At 72.6% G+C, this 19990-nt stretch carries 17 protein-coding genes; 15 read left to right on the top strand and 2 right to left on the bottom strand.

From position 1 onward, the window contains the following. Positions 1-5 precede the first annotated feature (5 nt). The gene (rfbA, locus tag ABFY07_RS07840) at positions 6-875 is read right to left on the bottom strand and encodes a glucose-1-phosphate thymidylyltransferase RfbA (RefSeq protein ID WP_346173732.1); all 870 of its coding nucleotides are present in this window, start codon (positions 873-875) and stop codon (positions 6-8) included. Between the two features lie 551 nt (positions 876-1426). On the opposite strand from rfbA, the gene ABFY07_RS07835 reads away from it, so the two are divergent. The 14 genes from ABFY07_RS07835 (at position 1427) to ABFY07_RS07770 (ending at position 18145) form a co-directional block, all read left to right on the top strand. Next, complete coding sequence (locus ABFY07_RS07835; protein WP_428836871.1) at positions 1427-3148, top strand: SpoIIE family protein phosphatase; 1722 nt, start codon at positions 1427-1429, stop codon at positions 3146-3148. Positions 3149-3283: 135 nt separating this feature from the next. After that, positions 3284-5275: a glycoside hydrolase family 127 protein gene (locus ABFY07_RS07830; RefSeq protein ID WP_346173731.1), complete on the top strand. Its 1992-nt coding sequence runs from the start codon at positions 3284-3286 to the stop codon at positions 5273-5275. Positions 5276-5409: 134 nt separating this feature from the next. Continuing rightward, the gene (locus ABFY07_RS07825) at positions 5410-7104 is read left to right on the top strand and encodes an ABC transporter substrate-binding protein (protein WP_346173730.1); all 1695 of its coding nucleotides are present in this window, start codon (positions 5410-5412) and stop codon (positions 7102-7104) included. A gap of 6 nt (positions 7105-7110) precedes the next feature. After that, complete coding sequence (locus ABFY07_RS07820; RefSeq protein WP_346173729.1) at positions 7111-8070, top strand: ABC transporter permease; 960 nt, start codon at positions 7111-7113, stop codon at positions 8068-8070. Beyond that, positions 8070-9065: an ABC transporter permease gene (locus ABFY07_RS07815; RefSeq protein ID WP_346173728.1), complete on the top strand. Its 996-nt coding sequence runs from the start codon at positions 8070-8072 to the stop codon at positions 9063-9065. The genes ABFY07_RS07820 and ABFY07_RS07815 overlap by 1 nt, the downstream gene beginning before the upstream one ends. Continuing rightward, positions 9062-9979 carry an ABC transporter ATP-binding protein gene (locus tag ABFY07_RS07810; protein ID WP_346173727.1) on the top strand — a complete coding sequence of 306 codons (918 nt, stop codon included), beginning with the start codon at positions 9062-9064 and terminating at the stop codon, positions 9977-9979. The genes ABFY07_RS07815 and ABFY07_RS07810 overlap by 4 nt, the downstream gene beginning before the upstream one ends. Continuing rightward, positions 9976-10890 (top strand): ATP-binding cassette domain-containing protein, encoded by a 915-nt coding sequence (locus ABFY07_RS07805; RefSeq protein WP_346173726.1) that lies wholly within the window; start codon positions 9976-9978, stop codon positions 10888-10890. The genes ABFY07_RS07810 and ABFY07_RS07805 overlap by 4 nt, the downstream gene beginning before the upstream one ends. Beyond that, positions 10887-12410 (top strand): aminopeptidase P family protein, encoded by a 1524-nt coding sequence (locus ABFY07_RS07800; RefSeq protein ID WP_346173725.1) that lies wholly within the window; start codon positions 10887-10889, stop codon positions 12408-12410. The genes ABFY07_RS07805 and ABFY07_RS07800 overlap by 4 nt, the downstream gene beginning before the upstream one ends. A 111-nt stretch (positions 12411-12521) precedes the next feature. Beyond that, entirely contained in the window at positions 12522-13430 is a 909-nt protein-coding gene (locus tag ABFY07_RS07795) for a dihydrodipicolinate synthase family protein (RefSeq protein WP_346173724.1), read from the top strand. Beyond that, positions 13427-14428 (top strand): proline racemase family protein, encoded by a 1002-nt coding sequence (locus ABFY07_RS07790; protein WP_346173723.1) that lies wholly within the window; start codon positions 13427-13429, stop codon positions 14426-14428. Before ABFY07_RS07795 ends, ABFY07_RS07790 begins: the two co-directional genes overlap by 4 nt. 15 nt (positions 14429-14443) lie before the next feature. Next, on the top strand, positions 14444-15133 hold the full coding sequence (locus tag ABFY07_RS07785; RefSeq protein ID WP_065967289.1) for a GntR family transcriptional regulator: 690 nt from the start codon (positions 14444-14446) through the stop codon (positions 15131-15133). Beyond that, on the top strand, positions 15130-16392 hold the full coding sequence (locus ABFY07_RS07780; protein ID WP_346173722.1) for an NAD(P)/FAD-dependent oxidoreductase: 1263 nt from the start codon (positions 15130-15132) through the stop codon (positions 16390-16392). Before ABFY07_RS07785 ends, ABFY07_RS07780 begins: the two co-directional genes overlap by 4 nt. 6 nt (positions 16393-16398) lie before the next feature. Next, a complete protein-coding gene (locus tag ABFY07_RS07775) occupies positions 16399-16719 on the top strand; it encodes a (2Fe-2S)-binding protein (protein ID WP_346173721.1) in 321 nt (106 codons plus the stop codon). Next, entirely contained in the window at positions 16703-18145 is a 1443-nt protein-coding gene (locus tag ABFY07_RS07770; protein WP_346173720.1) for an FAD/NAD(P)-dependent oxidoreductase, read from the top strand. Before ABFY07_RS07775 ends, ABFY07_RS07770 begins: the two co-directional genes overlap by 17 nt. 7 nt (positions 18146-18152) lie before the next feature. On the opposite strand, the gene ABFY07_RS07765 is transcribed toward ABFY07_RS07770, so the two are convergent. Next, positions 18153-18941, bottom strand: coding sequence for a restriction endonuclease (locus ABFY07_RS07765; protein WP_346173719.1), 789 nt, complete (start codon positions 18939-18941; stop codon positions 18153-18155). 169 nt (positions 18942-19110) lie between these two features. Between ABFY07_RS07765 and ABFY07_RS07760 the strand changes: the two genes are divergently transcribed. Beyond that, a complete protein-coding gene (locus tag ABFY07_RS07760) occupies positions 19111-19938 on the top strand; it encodes a DUF1206 domain-containing protein (RefSeq protein WP_428836870.1) in 828 nt (275 codons plus the stop codon). The last annotated feature ends 52 nt before the right edge of the window (positions 19939-19990 follow it).

The following is a 19990-nucleotide window of genomic DNA, read 5'->3' as shown; positions in this document are numbered from 1 at the left end:
GCCTTTCAGTTTTGGTGGGCAATCTCCATCAGATACCGACCGTAGTCCATCTGGCTCATCTGACTGCCGAGCTCATAACACGCCCCGGCGTCGATGAAGCCCATACGGAAGGAAATCTCCTCCAGACACGCGATCCGCACCCCCTGGCGCTGCTCCAGCGTCTGGACGAACTGCGAGGCCTGGAGGAGCGCGTCGGGGGTCCCGGTGTCCAGCCAGGCGAATCCGCGCCCCAGGTTGACCATCCTGGCCCTGCCCTGCTCCAGGTAGACGCGGTTCACATCGGTGATCTCCAGCTCGCCGCGCCGGGAGGGCCGGATGTTCTTGGCCACGTCCACCACGTTGTTGTCGTAGACGTACAGGCCCGTGATCGCCAGATCGGACCTGGGCCGCGCCGGCTTCTCCTCCAGGGAGACCAGCCGCCCGTCGCCGTCCACCTCGCCAATGCCGTAGCGCTCGGGGTCCGCGACCGCGTAGCCGAACAGCACACAGCCGTCGACATCCCGCGACTCCGCCTGCAGCAGTCTGCCGAACCCGGGGCCGTGGAAGACATTGTCGCCCAGTACCAGCGTCACCGGATCATTGCCGATGAATTCCGCGCCGATGACCAGCGCCTCGGCAATCCCGTTCGGCTCCGGCTGCTCCGCGTACTCGATATTCAGCCCCAGCCGGCTGCCGTCCCCCAAGAGGCCACGGAAGGAATTCACATGCTGTGGCGAGGAAATGATCAGGATGTTCCGTATTCTGCCCAGCATCAGCACCGAGAGCGGATAGTAGATCAATGGCTTGTTGTAAACCGGAAGCATCTGCTTCGAGACGGCACGCGTCAACGGATATAACCGGGTGCCACTTCCTCCGGCCAGGACTATGCCCTTCATGCGACCAAGACTCCGTAAAGGCTGGGGTGGACTGTGGACACCTCCGAATGACTGCCCGAGGAAATGGATATGGTCACAGACGGCTGTGCACTGGCGACGACGGCGAGAAGGCCGGCGCGCGCGGGGACAAGTCGGGTCAATCTGTCTCGGAAGCTGCTGAGGATTTCTCAAAACGACACGATCTTATGTTGTCCGAGTGCGAGCGTATGGTTCCTGATCGCCGCTGTCAATGTGACCACGGACTCGTTTACGTCCAATGTCCGCTAAACCAACTCTTCTTCTTGTCCACCGGTTATCCGGCCGAGCGCCTTCGGTGGACACCTCGTAGTACACCGACGGACCGAACCGACCGAACCGGACCGAAACGGCGCCTGCCGAACCAGCCACCCTGGTGGCCACAGGGGGACGCGCGGATGGTTGCGCGGGGCGCGTGTGTGATTCCCGTGTGCCGCGGTGATGGGACAGGCAAGATGGGGGCAGGAGGTGTTCGGCGTCGTCTCCGCCGAAGCGAGTCGGCGGTGGTCGGACATCCACATCCGAGGAGGCAGTCTTTGATCGGCGGAGAGGGCACCCAGGCGTTGGGCGAGGGCTCCCGGAGATCGATCCAGGAGTCGCTCGCCGGGCCGCTCGGCGCTCTCGGAACCGGGGCCTACGTGGTCGACGACCACGGCCGCATCCTGGCCGTCAACGTGTTCGCCGAGCAGCTGCTGGGGCGGCCCGCGAGTGAACTCCTGGGCCAGGACGCGCACGATCTCCTGCACCGCAACGTCCACGGGGAGCCGCTGTCCAGGACCCAGTGCCGGATGCGGCAGGCTTTCCTCGCCCGGCGCACGGCCCAGTCGGACCACGACTGGTTCGCCCGGGGCGACGACTCCCTGCTGCCCATCTCCTGGCTGATCACCCCCTACGGCTTCGGCGACGACGGCGTGGGCACCCTGGTGCTCTTCCACAGCCCTGAGCATGATCAGACCGAGGGCACCGGCGTACGGGCGGAGCAGGCAGCCGGACCGCTGTCGGAGCTCGAGCGGCTGGCGCTGCTCGCCGAGACGACCACCCAGCTCACTTCGACCCTCAACGTCGAGGAGGCGCTGCGCCGGCTCGTAGGGCTGGTGGTGCCCCGGCTGGCGGACTGGGTGGTCGTCGACCTGATCACCGAGCGTGACGAGGTGCGGCGCACCGCCGTGGTGCACGCCGAGGACGGTGCCCTGGTGTCCTGCGAGGACCTCGAGGGCCCCATGCCCCCGGTGCCCGAGGACTCTCCGATGCCGCTGTCGAGGGCGCTGCGCGGCGCCGCCTCCACTCTGGCGGGTCCTGGCACCTACCAGCGCTCCCCGGACTCCGGCATCGCGGTCGAGCAGCGCCGGCTGTTCGACGCCACTGGGATCCACTCCGCCGCCATCGTCCCCATCCGCAGCACCTGGAAAGTGCTGGGAGCGCTCACCCTGGGCCGCTCCGACAGGCCGGAGAAGTTCACCACCGCCGACCTGGCGCTGCTGGAGGACATCGCCCGCCGTGCCGCGCTCGCCCTGGGCAACGCCCGCCTCTATCAGCGCCAGCGCAAGGTCGCCGAGACCATGCAAGCCCACCTGCTGCCCCAACTGCCGCGCGTGCCAAGCCTGCAGATGACCGCCAGGTACCTCTCCGCGCCCGACGCCTCCCAGGTGGGCGGCGACTGGTACGACGTCTTCCCGCTGGAGAACGACGTGACGGCCCTGGCGATCGGGGACGTCGTGGGACACGACCTGGACGCCGCCGCCGGTATGGCACAGATCCGCAACATGCTCCGCGCCTACGCCTGGGCCCAGGAGGAACCGCCCAGCAGGGTCGTCGAGCGGCTCGACCAGGCGGTGCTGCACATCACCGAAGTCCCCATGGCCACCATGGTCTTCGCCCGCATCGCCACCGACGAGGACGGTCGGTGGGCACTGTCCTGGACCAACGCCGGCCACCCCCCGCCGCTGCTGGTCACCCGCGACGGTCTGACCCGCTACCTCGACGACGGCCACGGCGTGCTCCTCGGCACCGGGACATCCCAGCGCCGCTCGGACGCGGAGGATGTCCTGCCGCCCGCGTCCACCCTTGTGCTGTACACGGACGGCCTGATCGAGGCCCCCGGCCGTTCCCTGGACGAGGGCCTTGCCCGGCTGCGCCGGCACGCCGCGTCCCTGGCCCACCGGCCGCTGGAATCCTTCACCGACGAACTGCTCGCCCGCACCCGCCCGAGCGACAACGACGACGACGTGGCCCTGCTCGCCCTGCGCATCCCCAAGTGAGAACTCAGGCCGCGACCGGCCCGGTGAGGTCGGTCGCGGCCTGATTCACGGAAGTTTCCCTTCCGCACGACACCTTGGCACCGCCCGGAACTCTGTCTATGGTCAGTGCAATGCTACACGGCACTGGAGAGGCCCATGGCACATCAGCACATCCAGGACCCGCCCTCGGGCGATGAGACCGGGCGCGGCGGCGCGGTGGCGCCGGTGGCGCGGAGCGTGATGCCCGTGGGTGGTTCGCGGGTACGGCTGACCGGCGGGCTGCCGGCCGACTGGCAGCGGCGCAACCGTGAGGCCACCGTGCCGCACACCCTCGAACAACTGGAGAAGGCGGGCAACCTGGACAACCTCCGCCGTCTGCTGCCCGAGAAGCTCGCGGGGAAGGGACCGGACACGCCCTATCGGGGGCGCTATCCGTTCCTCGACACCGACCTCTACAAGACCTTGGAGGGCCTGGCCTACGAGCTGGCGCGGCCGGACGACGGCGGTGGGCAGGTGATGCGGGAGTTCTACGAGGAGACGGTGGGGCTGCTGGAGCGGGTCCAGGCCCCCGACGGCTACCTCAACTCCTTCTTCCAGGACCCCGCGGGCGCCAAGGCCCCCTGGGAAGACCTCGCCTGGGGCCATGAAATGTACAACCTCGGGCACCTCGTCCAGGCCGCGGTCGCCGCTCACCGGCAGCTCGGGGACCGACGCCTGCTGGATGTGGCCGTCCGCTTCGCCGACCTGGTGGTCCAGCGCTACGGACCTGACGGCGAGGAAGCGGTCTGCGGCCACCCCGAAGTCGAAATGGCACTAGTAGAATTGTACCGGGAGACCGGCGACGAGAAGTACCTGACCCAGGCCCGGCTGTTCGTGGACCGCCGCGGCCGGGGCACCGTGGCATCACGCGGCCTCGGCTCCGCGTACTTCCAGGACCATCTGCCGCTGCGCGAGCTCCCGTCGGTGACCGGTCACGCGGTGCGGATGGCGTATCTGGCCGCCGGCGCCACCGATGTGTCCCAGGAGACCGGCGACCGCGCCCTGCTGGACGCGCTGCGCCGGCTGTGGGACGACATGGTGGCCACCAAGCTGTATGTGACGGGCGGGCTCGGCAGCCGGCACTCCGACGAGGCCGTGGGAGACCGGTACGAACTGCCCTCCGAGCGCTCCTACAGCGAGACCTGCGCGGCCATCGGCACCATGCAGTGGGCCTGGCGGATGTTCCTCGCCACCGGCGACGCCCGCTATCCCGACGTCCTGGAACGCGTCCTCTACAACGCCTTCGCGGTGGGCCTGTCGGCGGACGGCCGCGCCTTCTTCTACGACAACCCGCTGCAGCGCCGCCCCGACCACGACCAGCGCAGCGGGGCCGAGGAAGGCGGTGAACCGCTGCGCCGGGCCTGGTTCGGCTGCCCCTGCTGCCCTCCGAACGTGGTGCGCTGGATGGCTCAGCTCGCCGACTACCTGGTCGCCGAACGCGACGGGGAGCTGTTGGTCGCGGGGTACGCGCAGGCCGCGGTGGAGGGGACACGGGTCGCGCTGGACATGGCGACCGGCTATCCGTGGGACGGCGAGGTACGGCTCACCGTGCGCCGGGCGCCCGACCGCCCGTACCGCATCAGGCTTCGGGTGCCCGGCTGGGCCGACGCGCGGCAGGTCGGGCTGAGCGTGGGCGGGGAGGCGGTGGCCGCGGGCGCGGCGGACGGCTGGCTCACCGTCGAGCGGCTCTGGCACCGGGGCGACGAACTGCGGCTGAGCCTGCCCATGCCGGTCCGCGGCCATGTCTCCCATCCCCATCTGGACGCGACACGCGGCGCGGTGGCGGTGGCCAGGGGGCCGCTGGTCTACTGCCTGGAGCAGCAGGACTGCCCGGCCGGCGTCGACGATGTGGTGATCGGCCCGGAGCGGGTCGCGGCCGCCCGGACCGCCGCCGCCCAGGAGGCCGACGGCCTGCCGGCGGGGGCGGTGCTGATACGGATGACGGCGGACGTCGCGCCGCCCCCGTCGCCCGAGCTGTATCCCCCGCTCACGGCCGGACCGCGGGAGCCCGTCCCCGCCACCGGCACCGCCGAACTGACCCTCGTGCCGTACTTCGCGTGGGGCAACCGGGAGCCCGGCCCCATGCGGGTGTGGATCCGGGGCCTCTGACCGGCCCCGCGCCCGTACCCCTCGCCCCGCACGCCACCTCTCTTCCCGCACACCCCTGCCGCACCCCCCTGCCGCAACCCCGCCACCCGTACGCCCCCTTGTCCGTACGCCCCTCGATTCCGGAGAAGGTGCCCATGAGAAGAGCCGTGCTGTCCTGCGCCGCCCTGTCCGCCGCCATCCCCCTGACCCTCACCGCATGCAGCGGAGGCGGGACCGCCTCCGCCCAGGCCTCGCCCGGCGCGGAACCCGCCACCGGTGGCATCGTGCAGGTCCTGGCGAAGCCCGATTTCTCGCACCTCGACCCGGCACGCGGTTTCGACGGCGGGGTCAACAATTTCTACCGCCTGATCTACCGCACCCTCACCACCCGGGCCGCGGCCGGCCCGCACAGCTCCGGGACGAAGATCGTCGCGGATCTGGCCACCGACACCGGCAGGCCCTCCGACGACAACAAGACCTGGACCTTCACCCTCAAGAAGGGGCTGTTCTTCGAGAACGGCGCCCCGATCACCAGCCGCGACGTCAAGTTCGGCGTGGAGCGGGCCTGGGACCCCGACGCGGGCATCGGCTCTCCCTACGCCAAGCAGGTCATCGCCGCGCCCGCCGACTACCAGGGCCCCTACCGTTCGGGCGACCTGGACACCATCGAGACCCCCGACGACCGCACCGTCGTCTTCCACCTCAAGAAGTCCTACCCGCAGTTCGCCAGCGTGGCCGCACAGCCGAACTTCACCCCCTTCCCCAAGGGCACCGGCGCCAAGGCCGCCTTCGACCGCGAGCCGATCGCCTCCGGGCCGTACCGGGTGGCGAGCTACCGGCGGGGTTCCGCCCTGAAGCTGGTCCGCAACAAGCACTGGAAGCGCTCCTCCGACGCGGTGCGCACCGCCCGCCCCGACGGTTTCGTCTGGACCTTCGGCCTGGACGCGGCCACCATCGACGAGCGTCTGATATCCGGCCAGGGCAAGGACGTCAACGCCATCGGCCCCAACGTGCAGCCCGCGACCATCTCCCGGCTTCGCACACCGCAGCTCGAGCAGCGCACCCTCGCCGGCGTGACCGGCTGCACCACCTACATGAGCCTGAACACCACCAAGGGCCCGCTCCGGGACGTCCGGGTGCGCCAGGCGATCGAGTACGCCGTCAACAAGCAGACCACCGTGGACGCGCTCGGCGGCTCCTCCCTGGCGACCGCGGCCACTTCCATCGAGCCCCCGTCGATTCCCGGCCGGGACGCCACGGATGTGTACCCCAGCAAGGACGGCACCGGCGATCCGGCCGCCGCCCGCCGACTGCTGGCGCGGGCGGGCTTCGCCAAGGGCTTCACCCTCACCGTGGACACCCGCGCCGCCGCCACCGAGCAGGCGGTGGCGGTGGCCGTCCAGCAGGGACTGAAGCGGGTGGGCATCAGCGTGAAGATCAACACCATTGACACCTCGACCTTCTACGAGGTCATCGGCACGCCCTCGCAGCAGCACGACGCGGCGCTCACCGGCTGGTGCCCCGACTGGCCGGGCGGCACCACCTTCCTGCCGCCGCTGTTCGACGGGCGCACCATCTCCGCCAAGGGCAACTCGGTGCTCTCCATGCTCGACGACAAGAAGATCCAGAAGCGCATCGACGAGATCGCGGCGATGCGCGACGAGACGGCGCAGAACGCGGCCTACGGCAAACTCGACGCCCAGATCATGAAGCTCGCCCCCATCGTGCCGCTCAACTACACCAAGACCGTCCTCGTGGCCGGCTCCAACATCGCGGGCGCCCACACCTCGATCTCGTACAGCGGCGGGATCGATCTCGTCGGCATCGGCCTCGCGGACCCGAAGAAGTAGCCCGGCATGGCGACCACCACACTTCACGAGGCGCAGCAGGAGCTGCCCCCCGGGCCGCCCGGCGCCGCGCCGCCCCAGGGCACCGGACGACGCGTGCTGCGCGCGCTGCTGCACGACATCGGGGCCCAGCTCAGCACCGCGTTCCTCGCCCTGATCGTCCTGATGGCCCTCTGCGCGCCGCTGATCAGCGCCCTCACCGGACACGGCCCCGACACCTTCGACAGCGCCGCCGTCGACAACGACCTGGGCGGACTGCCCAAGGGATCCCTCGGCGGCATCAGCGGCGACCACTGGCTCGGAGTCGAGCCGCAGAACGGCCGCGACATCCTGGCCCGGATCGCCTACGGAGCCCGGATCTCGCTGCTGATCGCCGTCTCCGCCACCGCCCTGACCACCGTCATCGGCGTGGTGCTCGGCCTGCTGGCCGGGTTCTACGGCCGGTGGGTGGACCAGGCCATCTCCCGGCTGATGGACTTCCTGATGGCCTTCCCGGCCCTGATCTTCATGATCGCCGTGCTGTCCGCGCTGCCGGCCGGCAACCGGCCGCTCCTGCTGGTGATCGTGCTCAGCGCCTTCGGCTGGCCGTACCTGGCGCGTGTGGTGCGCGGCCAGACGCTCACCCTGACCGGACGGGAGTTCGTCGAGGCGGCCCGGGCCTCCGGGGCCGGCAGCCGGGCGCTGATCTTCTCCGAGATCCTGCCCAATCTGCGCAGCACCATCATCGTCATGACCACGCTCGCGGTGCCCGGATACATCGGCACCGAGGCCGGACTCTCCTTCCTCGGCGTCGGGGTCACGCCGCCGACCGCGTCCTGGGGACAGATGATCGCCAGTTCGGTCAGCTGGTACCAGGTGGACCCGATGTACTTCGTCATCCCCGGCACCTTCCTCTTCGTCACCGTGCTCGCCCTGACCGTGGTGGGGGACCGGCTCCGGCACGCCCTGGACGCGGGGGAGGCCTCCTGATGCTCCGCTACGTCGCCGGCCGGCTCGCCTGGGTGCTGGTCATCCTGCTGGCCGTCTGCGTGTTCACCTACGTCATCTTCTTCCAGCTCTCGCCCGACCCGGCGGTGATGATCTGCGGCAAGACCTGTACGCAGGAGCGCATCGAGACGATCCGCACCTCCCTCGGGCTCGACCGCCCCTTCTTCCAGCAGCTCGGGGACTTCCTGCGCGGCATCGTGGCCGGCCGCGACTACGGGGCCGGCGCCAACCTCGTCCACTGCCCCGCCCCCTGCCTCGGCTACAGCTTCCAGAGCGGCCAGTCGGTGTGGGAGATGGTCCAGCAGCGGCTCCCGGTGAGCGTCACCGTCGCCGTCGGCGCGGCCGTGCTCTGGCTGCTCTTCGGGATCGTGTTCGGGCTGCTCAGCGGCGTCAAGGAGGGCACCTGGTGGGACCGCGCCACCATGGCCCTGGCGCTCGGCGGCTCCAGCATCCCCCCGTACGTGCTCGCCCTGGCCCTTCAGTACCTGCTGGTGGTCAAGTTGCGGGTGCTGCCGTTTCCCGCGGCGGTACCGTTCGCGGAGGACCCGGCGGTGTGGTTCCAGTCGTACCTGATGCCATGGACCGTGCTCGCTGTCGGATACGCCTGCCTCTACGCCCGCTTGACCCGGGCCAACGTCATCGACACTCTCGCCGAGAACTTCATGCGCACGGCCCGCGCCAAGGGGCTCGGACCGGTCCTGATACTCCGCCGGCACGCGCTGAGGCCGGCGCTCACCCCGATCGTCACCATCTTCGGCATGGACTTCGCCGGTCTCCTCGGCGGCGCCCTCATCACCGAAACGGTCTTCGGCCTCAACGGTGTGGGCAAGATGGCCTCGGACGCGATCGCCAAGAACGACCAGCCGGTGATCATGGCGGTCACCCTGCTGGCGGCGTTCTTCGTCGTGGTCGGCAACGTCGTGGTCGACCTGCTCTACACCGCGCTGGACCCTCGCGTAAGGATCACCACGTCATGACCGATTCCCCACCCCACCGGGCCGGTTCCGACGACTCCGCGCAGCTGCTGGCGGTGGAGGGCCTGACCGTCACCTTCCCGACCACCCGCGGACCGGTGGACGTCGTCCGGGACAACACCTTCGCCCTGCGGCAGGGCGAGACCCTCGGAATCGTCGGCGAGTCCGGCTCCGGCAAGTCCATGACCGCGCTCGCCGTCATGGGCCTGCTCCCGCGCACCGCGCGGACCAGCGGCAGCATCCGGTTCCAGGGCACCGAACTGCTCGGCCGCCCCGACGCGGAGCTGCGCCGACTGCGCGGAAACGTGATGTCCATGGTCTTCCAGGACCCCTTGTCCTCGCTCAACCCCTACTACACCGTGGGCCTGCAGATCGCCGAGGTCTACCGGTGCCACCGCGGCGGCTCGCGCCGCGCCGCGCGCCGGATGGCCATCGAGGCCCTCGGCCGGGTCGGCATCCCGGACCCGGCCGAACGGGTCGACCGCTACCCCCACCAGTTCTCCGGCGGGCAGCGTCAGCGCATCATGATCGCGACGGCGCTGATCTGCGAACCCGCCCTGCTCATCGCGGACGAGCCCACCACCGCGCTGGACGTCACGGTGCAGTCCCAGATCCTCGACCTGCTGGCCGAACTGAAGCGGCAGACCGGCACCGGCATGCTCTTCATCACCCATGACCTGGCGGTGATCGCCTCGATCGCCCAGCGGGTGCTGGTGATGCGCGACGGCCGGCAGCTCGAGTACGCCGACACGGAGCGGGTCTTCTCCGCGCCGCGCCACCCCTACACCCGGCTGCTGCTGGAGAGCATCCCGCGCATCGACGACGAACCGGCCGCGCCCGGCCTCCCGTACGGCCCCGGCGGCCGCACGGCCCCCGCCCCGGCCCGGCCCGCCCCAGCCCAGGAGGACGCCCGGTGACCGGCGGCCGAGACAGCCACGGCGGCCCCGGCGGCCCGGCCCACCCCGGGCCCCTGCTGCGCGCCCGCCACCTCACCAAGCGCTTCACCACCCGCGCCGGCGGCGCGCTGGGGCGCAAGTCGGTGTTCACCGCCGTGGACTCGGTGGACTTCGAGGTGTTCCCCCATGAGACGCTGGCGCTGGTGGGCGAGTCCGGCAGCGGGAAGTCCACGACCGCCCGGCTGGTGGCCAAACTGATGAAGCCCACCGACGGCACCCTGGAATTCGCCGGCCGCGATGTCACCCACGCGCGCGGACCGGACCTGGCCCGCTTCCGCAACGAGGTCCAGGTCGTCTTCCAGGACCCCTTCTCCTCGCTCAATCCCCGCCACACCGTGGCCCGCATCCTCACCGCCCCGCTGGTCTACCAGGGGCTCCCCGTCCCCGGAGGACGCCGGGCCTTCGCCGGCGAGCTGATGGAACGCGTCGGCCTCGACCCGGACCACATGCACCGCTACCCGGCCCAGTTCTCCGGCGGACAGGCACAGCGGATCGGCATCGCCCGGGCCCTCGCGGTCGGCCCGAAGCTGGTGATCTGCGACGAGGCGATCTCCGCGCTGGACGTGTCGGTGCAGGCCCAGGTGATGGACCTGCTGGTGCGTCTGCAGCGGGAGAGCGGATTCTCCTACCTCTTCATCGCGCACGACCTCGCCGTGGTGCGCCGGATCTCGCACCGCGTCGCGGTCATGAAGCAGGGCGTCATCGTGGAGTCCGGCCCCAGCGCGGAGATCTTCGAGCGCCCCCGCGACCCGTACACCGGCGCCCTGCTGGCCGCGATTCCCCGCATCGACCCGGAATGGGACCGCCGCCGCCGCGAGGGCGCCGGCCCCGGCAACGCGTCCACCACCCCCTCGTACGAGGAGCTGCGATGACCGACGACCCGTCAACCCACCCCCGGACCACCCCCGAGACCCCCGCCACCCCCGCCACGGGCGGCCCCGCCCCCGCGCCGCAGTCCGCCCCGCAGCCCACGCCGCGCTCCGTGCCGCGGTCCGCGGGGCAGGACCCGCGCATGCCCCGGCTGGCCGAACTGGCCTCCTTCGCGGCGTTCATGGCGGAGGGCTGGGACCTCCCCGACCGCGCCGCGCGGACCGTCCCGGGAGCCGCGGACGCCGCCGCCCACCACCGGGCGCGGCTCAGCGCCGCCCACCCGGGACAGCCCGTCGTGGTCGCCGCCGGCGAGGCTCCGGTGCGCTCCAACGACACCCGCTACGACTTCCGGCCCGACAGCGACTTCTCCTGGCTCACCGGATGCGGGGAGGAACACGGAGTGCTGGTGATGCGGCCCGTCCCCGGGGGCCACGAGGCCACCCTCCACCTGCCCGAACCCGCCCGCCCCGGCGACCCCCGCTTCTTCGCCGACGCCGCGTACGGAGAACTGTGGGTCGGCGGCGCGCCCGGGCTCGACGACTGGCGCGACGCCCTGGGCCTCGAGGTCCGCCCGCTCGGGGAGCTCGACACCGCGCTCGCCGGACTCGCGAAACCCCTGCTGACCGGCCCGCTCGACCCCGACACAGCACACCGCCACGGCCTGGGCCCGTCCGACGGGTTGGGCCGCACCCTGTCCGAACTGCGCATGATCAAGGACGCCTGGGAGATCGACCAGCTCCGGCAGGCCGTGGACCGCACGGTCGAGGGATTCGCCGCCGTGGTGCGCGAGTTCCCGGCGGCCGTCGCCGGTGGCGGTGAGCGCTGGCTCCAGGGCACCTTCGACCGCTACGCCCGCACCCACGGCAACGGCCCCGGCTACGCCTCCATCGTGGGCAGCGGCGGGCACGCGGCCACCTTGCACTGGGTGCGGTGCGACGGCGCGGTGGCGGAGGACAAGCCGGTCCTGCTGGACCTCGGCGTCGAGACCAACAGCTACTACACCGCCGACGTGACGCGCACCTTCCCGGCCTCGGGCCGGTTCAGCCCGGCCCAGCGCGCCGTGCACGACCTGGTGGAGCGGGCGCACCGGGCGGGCCTGGCCGCCGTCCGTCCGGGCCGCGACTTCGCCGACTTCCACACCGCCGCCATGGAGGTCGTGGCGCGGGGCCTCGCCGACTGGGGGCTGCTACCGGTCTCCGTCGACGAGGCGCTGTCCCCGCAGGGGCAGCACCACCGGCGCTACCTGGTCTGCGGCATCGGCCACCACCTGGGACTCGACGTACACGACTGCGCGCGGGCCGACTACGCGGCCTACCAGGGGGCGCGCATGACGCCCGGCATGGTGCTCACCGTCGAGCCCGGGCTGTACTTCCACGAGCACGACCGCACCCTCCCCCCGGAGCTGCGCGGGATCGGTGTGCGCATCGAGGACGACGTGCTGGTCACCGAGGACGGCATGGAGGTGCTGTCCGCGGAACTGCCGCTCGACGCGGCGGGCCTGGAGCGCTGGATGGCCCGCTGACCGCCGTCGGCCGGGGCCCCGCCCCGCAGCCCCGCCGACCGCCGCTGCCCCCGGCGGCCCCGCTGCCGTCAGAGTCGTATGTAACATTGCACTGTCTTCCAAGGAGGATCCATGACCGCAGACCCCGCCAAGCCCTGGCGAGGTGTTCACGTCGCGACACCGCTGCCGCTGCGCGACGACCTTTCCGTCGACTACGACGCCTACGCGGAGCATGTCCGCTTCCTCACCGAGCACGGCTGCGACGGCGTCTGCCCCAACGGTTCCCTCGGCGAGTACCAGACCCTGACCGACGAGGAGCGGGCCCGCATGGTGCGCACCGCCGTCGAGGCGTCCCCCGAGGGCCACACCGTCATGCCCGGGGTGTCCGCGTACGGCGCGCTGGAGAGCCGCCGGTGGATCGAGCAGGCGGCCGAGGCGGGCGCCGACTCGGTGCTGCTGCTGCCGCCCAACACCTACCGCGCCGACCGCGAGGCCGTGGTGGGCCACTACCGCGCGGCGGCCGGGGTCGGCCTGCCGGTGGTGGCCTACAACAACCCGTACGACACCCGGGTCGACCTCACCCCCGAGCTGCTGGCCGAACTGCACGGCGAGGGCCTGATCGTGGCGGTCAAGGAGTTCAGCGGGGACGTGCGCCGCGCCTACCGGTTGGCCGAACTCGCCCCGGGCCTCGACCTGATCGTCGGCGCCGACGACGTGCTGCTCGAACTGGGCCTGGCCGGGGCGGTCGGCTGGATCTCCGGCTACCCGAACGCCCTCCCGGAGAGCTGTGTCGAGCTCTACCGGCTGGCCACCTCCGGCGACACGGCCGACCTCGCCAAGGCGCTGCCGCTCTACCGCGATCTCCACCCGCTGCTGCGCTGGGACTCCCGGACCGAGTTCGTCCAGGCGATCAAGCTCTCCATGGACGTCGTCGGACTGCGCGGCGGCCCCTGCCGTCCGCCGCGCACCCCCCTCCCGCCCGAGAGCGCCGAGCGGGTCGTCCGGCACACCGAGGCCGCCGTCGCCAAGGGATACCGGTGAGATCGCGCCACGTCTTCCACACCGTCGAATCGCACACCGAGGGCATGCCCACCCGGGTCGTGGTCGGCGGAGTGGGCGTCATCCCCGGCTCCACCATGGCCGAGCGCCGCACGTGGTTCCAGACCCACCGCGACGACCTGCGCACCCTGCTGATGTACGAGCCGCGCGGCCACGCGGCGATGAGCGGCGCCATCCTGCAACCGCCCACCACCCCCGAGGCCGACTGGGGGGTGCTGTTCATCGAGGTGTCCGGCCTGCTGCCGATGTGCGGCCACGGCACCATGGGGGTCGCCACCGTGCTCGTCGAGACCGGCATGGTCGAGGTGCGCGAACCGGTCACCGTCATCCGCCTGGACACCCCGGCCGGGCCGGTGACGGCCGAGGTGGCGGTCCGCGACGGCGCCGCCCGGTCGGTGACCCTGCGGAACGTCACCTCCTTCGCCCACGCCCTGGACCGCACGGTGGAGGTGCCCGGCCTCGGCCAGGTCCGTTACGACCTGGCCTTCGGCGGCAACTTCTACGCCATCGTCGAGCTGGCCGAGCTGGGCCTGCCGTTCGACCGGAAGGCCGGCGGCGAACTGCTGAGGGCCGGCATGGCGATCATGGCCGCGATCAACGAGCACGACGAGCCGGTCCACCCCGAACGCCCCGACATCCGCGGCTGTCACCACGTCTACCTCAAGGCACCCGGCTCGACCCCGGCCCACTCCCGGCACGCCATGGCCATCCACCCCGGCTGGTTCGACCGCTCGCCGTGCGGCACCGGCACCAGCGCCCGCATGGCCCAGCTCCACTCCCGCGGCGAACTGGCCCTCGGGGCGCGGTTCGTGAACGAGTCCTTCATCGGTACGCGCTTCATCGGCCGGCTGATCGAGGAGACTGAGGTGGCCGGCCGACCCGCGGTGGTGCCCACCATCACCGGGCGGGCGTGGGTCACCGGCACCTCTCAGTTCACCCTGGATCCGGACGACCCGTTTCCGGCCGGATTCCTGCTCTAGAAAGAGGCGAACCAGTTGGACCCCGAACGGCCGCTCACGGAGGACCCGACCACGCATCTGCGCACCGTGGGGAAGCGGGAAATCCTCCGCGACCGGGTCGGAAACGCGTTGCGCGCCGCGATCATCTCAGGAGAGCTGACGCCCGGCACGGTGTACTCCGCGCCGACGCTGGCCGCCAAGTTCGGGGTGTCCTCGACCCCGGTGCGCGAGGCGATGATCGACCTGGTCAGGGAAGGGCTGGTGGTGGCGCAGCCCAACAAGGGCTTCCTCATCACCGAGGTGTCCGAGAAGGACCTGGACGAGGTGACGGCCGTACGGCTGCTGGTGGAACCGCCCTCGGTGCGGGCCGTGGTGCCGCTGGTCCCCGCCGAGGACTTCCCCGCCCTGCGCAAGCTGGCCCAGCGCATCGTGGTGGCCGCCGAACAGGGCGACCTGATCGGCTATGTCGAGGCCGACCGGGTCTTCCACCTCGCCCTGCTGGCGCACAGCGGCAACCGGCGCCTGCTGGAGGTGGTGTCGAACCTCCGGGCCCAGACCCGGCTGCTGGGGCTGGCGCCGCTGGTGAAGAACGGCACTCTGGTGGACTCCGCGGCGGAGCACCACCAGCTCCTCGACTTCGTCGAGGCCAGGAACGCCGAGGCGGCCGAGCTGTTCATGCACCGCCACATCGGGCATGTCAGGGGCATCTGGGCGGGCGGCTCGTGACCGGCCGCCCCGCGGGCGGCGGTCCGGCCGCGCCCGGCGACACCGCTGACCTGGTGGTGATCGGAGCCGGGGTGGTCGGCGCCGCCGCCGCGTACTTCGCGGCCCGCTCCGGCCTCCGCGTCACCGTGGTCGACCGCGGCCCGCTCGCCGGCGGCACCTCCAGCGCCGGTGAGGGCAATCTGCTGGTGTCCGACAAGGAGCCCGGGCCCGAACTCGACCTGGCCCTGTACTCCCAGCGGGTCTGGCGCGAGGACCTGGCCGAACACGCCGGGCTGTGGGAGTTCGAGTCCAAGGGCGGCCTGGTGGTGGCCGCCTCCCCGAACGGCGCGGGCCCGCTCGCCGTGCTGCTCAGGGAGCAGCGTGCCCGCGGGATCGAGGCCGTCGACGTGGCGCGGGACGAGCTGCGCGACTACGAGCCGCGGCTGTCGCCCGACCTGGCCGGCGGCGCCTACTACCCCCAGGACGCCCAGGTCCAGCCCATGCTGGTGGTCGCGCATCTGCTCCGGATGGCCCGGCTGGCGGGCGCCCGGGTGCTGACGGACACCGAGGTCACCGGCTTCCTGCGGGCCGGTGAGCGGATCACCGGAGTGCGCACCGGCCGCGGCCGGCTCTCGGCGCCCGCCGTGCTCAACGCGGCGGGCACCTGGGCCGGCGCGGTCGCCGAGCTGGCCGGGGTGCGGGTCCCGGTGCTGCCCAGGAGAGGGTGCGTCCTGGTCACCCAACCCCTGCCGCCCGTGATCCGGCACAAGGTCTACGCGGCGGAGTACGTGAGCGACGTGGCCAGCTCCGACGCGGCACTCCAGACCTCCCCGGTCGTCGAGGGCACCCGCGCGGGCACCGTCCTGATCGGCTCGTCCCGGGAGCGGGTCGGCTTCGACCGCGAGGTCCCGCCCACCGTCCTCGCGGCCCTGGCCCGTAACGCGATCGCCCTCTTCCCGTTCCTGGCCTCCGTCCAGGCCATCCGCGGCTATCTGGGCTTCCGGCCGTACTGCCCCGACCACCTGCCGGTGATCGGACCCGATCCGCGGGCCCCCGGACTCTGGCACGCCTGCGGCCACGAAGGCGCCGGGGTGGGCCTGTCGGTCGGCACCGGCAAGCTGCTCGCCCAGGCGCTGACGGGCCGCCCGACCGACCTGGACCTGGCCCCCTTCGCCCCCGAACGCTTCTCGCCACCGACCGACCCACCGACCGACCCACCGACCGATCCCCCGGCCGATCCCTCGGCCGAGGGGAACGAGCCCTCTCCGACGACGAGGTGACGCGCGATGCCCCCTGAGACCCCCTCCGGTACCCGGTGGCCGGACGGCGGCCACCCGTGCCGCCTGTCCCTCGACGGACGGACCATCCACGCCCGGCCGGGCCAGACCGTGGGGGCGGCCCTGGTCGCCGCGGGGGTGGTCGCCTGGCGCGCCACCCGTGCGGCGGGCCGGCCCCGCGGGCTTTTCTGCGGCATCGGCGTCTGCTACGACTGCCTGATCACCGTGGACGGCCGCCCCGACCAGCGGGCCTGCCTCGTGCCCGCCGCCGACGGCATGCGGCTGGAGACCGGCCTCCCGGGGAGGGCAGCCGATGTGCGCGGCCGGTGACCCGGTGGCCGACGTGGCCGTGGTCGGCGCCGGCCCGGCCGGCCTGGCCGCCGCGGCCGAGGCGGCGGAGGCCGGACTGACCGTGGTCCTCGTGGACGCCGGCGAGCGGCCCGGCGGCCAGTACTGGCGGCACGGCCCGCACGACGACGGCCCCCCTGGCGGGCACGGCCGCCGCACCTTCGCCGCCCTGCGGGCGGGCCTCACCCGCACCAGGACCCGTACGCTCTTCGGCCACCAGGTGTGGCTCGTCCAACGCGACGCCGACCGGTTCACCCTCCATCTGCGCCCCGCGCACGACACCGCCGAGCCCGGCACCCGCGCGCTGACCGCGCGCTCGCTGATCCTCTGCCCAGGGGCGTACGACCGGCAACTGCCGGTGCCCGGCTGGGACCTGCCCGGCGTCATGGCGGCCGGCGGGGTGCAGGCCCTGCTCAAGGGAAGCGGCACCCTCGCCGGGCGGCGGGCCGTGGTGGCGGGGACCGGCCCCTTCCTGCTGCCGGTGGCCACCGGGCTCGCCGCGGCGGGCGCCGAGATCGTCATGGTGTGCGAGGCCAATCCGCTCCGCGGCTGGCTGCGCGACCCCGGCGGCGCCCTGCGGGAGCCCGCCAAGGCGGTCGAGGGGGCCGGGTACGCCGCGCTGCTGGCCCGCCACGCCATCCCCTACCGCACCCGGACGGCGGTCACCGAGATCCGGGGCGAGGACCGGGTGCGGTCCGTCCGCATCGCGCCGCTGGGCCGTGACGGACGGCCGCGCGGCGGGGTGCGGATCGAGGTGGACGCCGATCTGGTCGCCCTGGGCTGGGGGTTCACCCCCTCGCTCGAACTGCCGCTGATGGTCGGCGCGCGCACCCGGCTGGACACCGACGGCTCGCTGGTCGCCGTGGTCGACCACCGGCAGTGGGCCGGTGTCCCCGGCGTCTATCTGGCGGGGGAGGCCACCGGGGTCGGCGGCGCGGCGCTCGCCGTCCGCGAGGGCCGGCTGAGCGGGCTCGCCGCGGCCGCCGACCTGGGGCGGGCCGTCGACGAGGGCCGGGTGCGCCGGCTCCAGCGGGCGGTCCGCAGGGGGCGGCGCTTCGCCACCGCCCTGCACGCCGCCTGCCCGGTCCCGCCGGGCTGGACCGACTGGCTGGAGGCGTCCACGATCGTCTGCCGCTGCGAGGAGGTGACGTACCACGACCTGTGCCACGCGGCCCGCGACCTGGGCGCGCGGGACCCGCGGACGCTGAAGATGCTGGCCCGCCCCGGCATGGGGATGTGCCAGGGCCGGGTGTGCGGCTTCGCCACCGCCCAGGTGGCGGCGGCCCTCACCGGACGGTCACCCCAGGCGGGCGACCTCCTCGCGCTCGCCCGCCGACCACTCGCCGCACCGGTGGCGCTCTCCGAGATCGCCGCACTGGACGAGACCGCCGCGGACGAGGAGAACTGACGTAAAGTCAGCCGATCCACGGCGCCGGGCCGGTGTGCCGGGCCCACTCGGTGAGTTCCCGCCCGTCGAAGCACCGGATCCCGCACGCGGCGGCGTAGTCGACGGCCGGCTCGGTGAACTCGCTCGTGGTGATCACCACGGCGATATGGGCCTCGTGCACGGCGAAGCAGGTCCCGCCGAAGCGCTGCACGTCCTGGGAGCCGACCTTGTGGGGAGCGGTGTAGCGCTTGCACTGGATGACCAGGCGCCGGCCGTCGGGCGCGGTGGCGAGCACATCGGCGCCCAGGTCACCCGCGCCGCCGACCACGCGGACATCCTCGCAGCCGTCACGTGCGCACAGCTCCGCGACCGCCAGTTCGAACTCCTCCGGGGTCATCGCCTCGTACGCGACGTCGTCCTCGATCGCGACCTCGGCCTCCGTCTCGGGCTCGGTCCTGATCCCGGCCCCGGTCCCGTACGGGGCCTCCCCGGCGGGCTCCTCGACGAGCGACGGAACCACGGGGGCGGGCTCCGGGGCAGCCGCGTCGCCCCGCGCCGGAAGTACCTCGGCGGTGCGCCAGGCGGCACGGCCACGGCGGCGGCGCACCGCCCTGACCGCGGCGAGCGCCGGCAGACCCAGCGCCACCCCCGCCACCAGGGCGGCGACGGGACGGTCCGCGGCCTCCCTCGCGGCGACCTTCACCAGGAGGCCCGCGCCGCAGAGCACGATCGCGACCAGCCCGAAGCAGAGGGACAGCTGCCGCAGACTGAACACATGCTGGCGACCGGCACGCGGTCGACGCCCGGAGTCGGCCATGGGCGGCGCCCCCTCACCTCTCGGCATCAAGATCACATCCCGTCTGCCCTGACACACCGCGCTCACACCGGCCCCGCGGCAGGCGGCGCGCGGCGGGGCCCGGGGCCGGGGCGTTTTCCCGGGCCGTACCGGGGCAGACGGGTGACGTCCATCGAGCCGGGAGGTCTCCGTGAGCGTAGCGACGAGAGCGAGGTCGGCCGGGCGCGCGGCGGCGCGCAGCGAGGCGGTCGAGACGGCGGGGCGCTGGGGCATGGGCGCCCGAGGCGTCATCTACCTGCTGGTGGGCCTGCTCGCGGTACGGGTCGCCTTCGGCGGCACTTCGCGCCAGGCGGACCGCGGCGGAGCGGTGGCGGAGATCGCCGAGCGGCCGTTCGGCGAGGTGATGCTGTGGATCCTGGGGCTCGGCCTGGTGGGGATGGCGGTGTGGCAACTCGCCAGGGCCACACTGCGTGACCCCGGTACCAAGAAGACCAAGCGCCTGGCGGCGGCCGCGCACTGCGTGTTCTACGCCGTCGCCGCCTACTCCGTCCTCTCCTTCGCCGTGGGCGGGCGGGGAGGAGCGGGCGGAGGCGGGTCCAGCGACCACCAGTCCAAGGACATCACCGCCCGGGTCCTGCAGCTGCCGCTGGGCCCGTGGCTGGTGGCGGCGGGCGGCTGCGCCCTGATCGCGGCGGGTGGCTGGATCGCGGTGCGCGCCTCGCTGTTCAAGGACCGCCGGAAGCGGGGGCTCGGGGGTTTGCCGCCCAAGGCCCGCCGGACGGTCGAGACGCTCGGCGTCGCCGGAGGCGTCAGCCGTGGGGTGGTGTTCGCCGCCGCGGGGGGCTTCGCCGTGCAGGCCGCCCTGGCCTACGACCCGGACCGGGCGAAAGGGCTGGACGACACCCTGCGCACGTTCCGCGGCACACCGGCGGGCCCCTGGCTGCTCGTGGTCGTCGCCACCGGCCTGATGATGTTCGGCCTGTACTCCCTGGCCATGGCCTGCCGTCGGTCGCCCTGACATCGGCCGCCGTGGGCGGCCGATGTCAGGCGGAGAGCCGGACCCGGGGCGA

Origin of the sequence: Streptomyces sparsogenes subsp. cuspidosporus (genome assembly GCF_039532705.1) — a bacterium.
GTDB classification, from domain to species: domain Bacteria; phylum Actinomycetota; class Actinomycetes; order Streptomycetales; family Streptomycetaceae; genus Streptomyces; species Streptomyces sparsogenes.
This window is presented reverse-complemented; position numbering and strand designations above follow the sequence as displayed.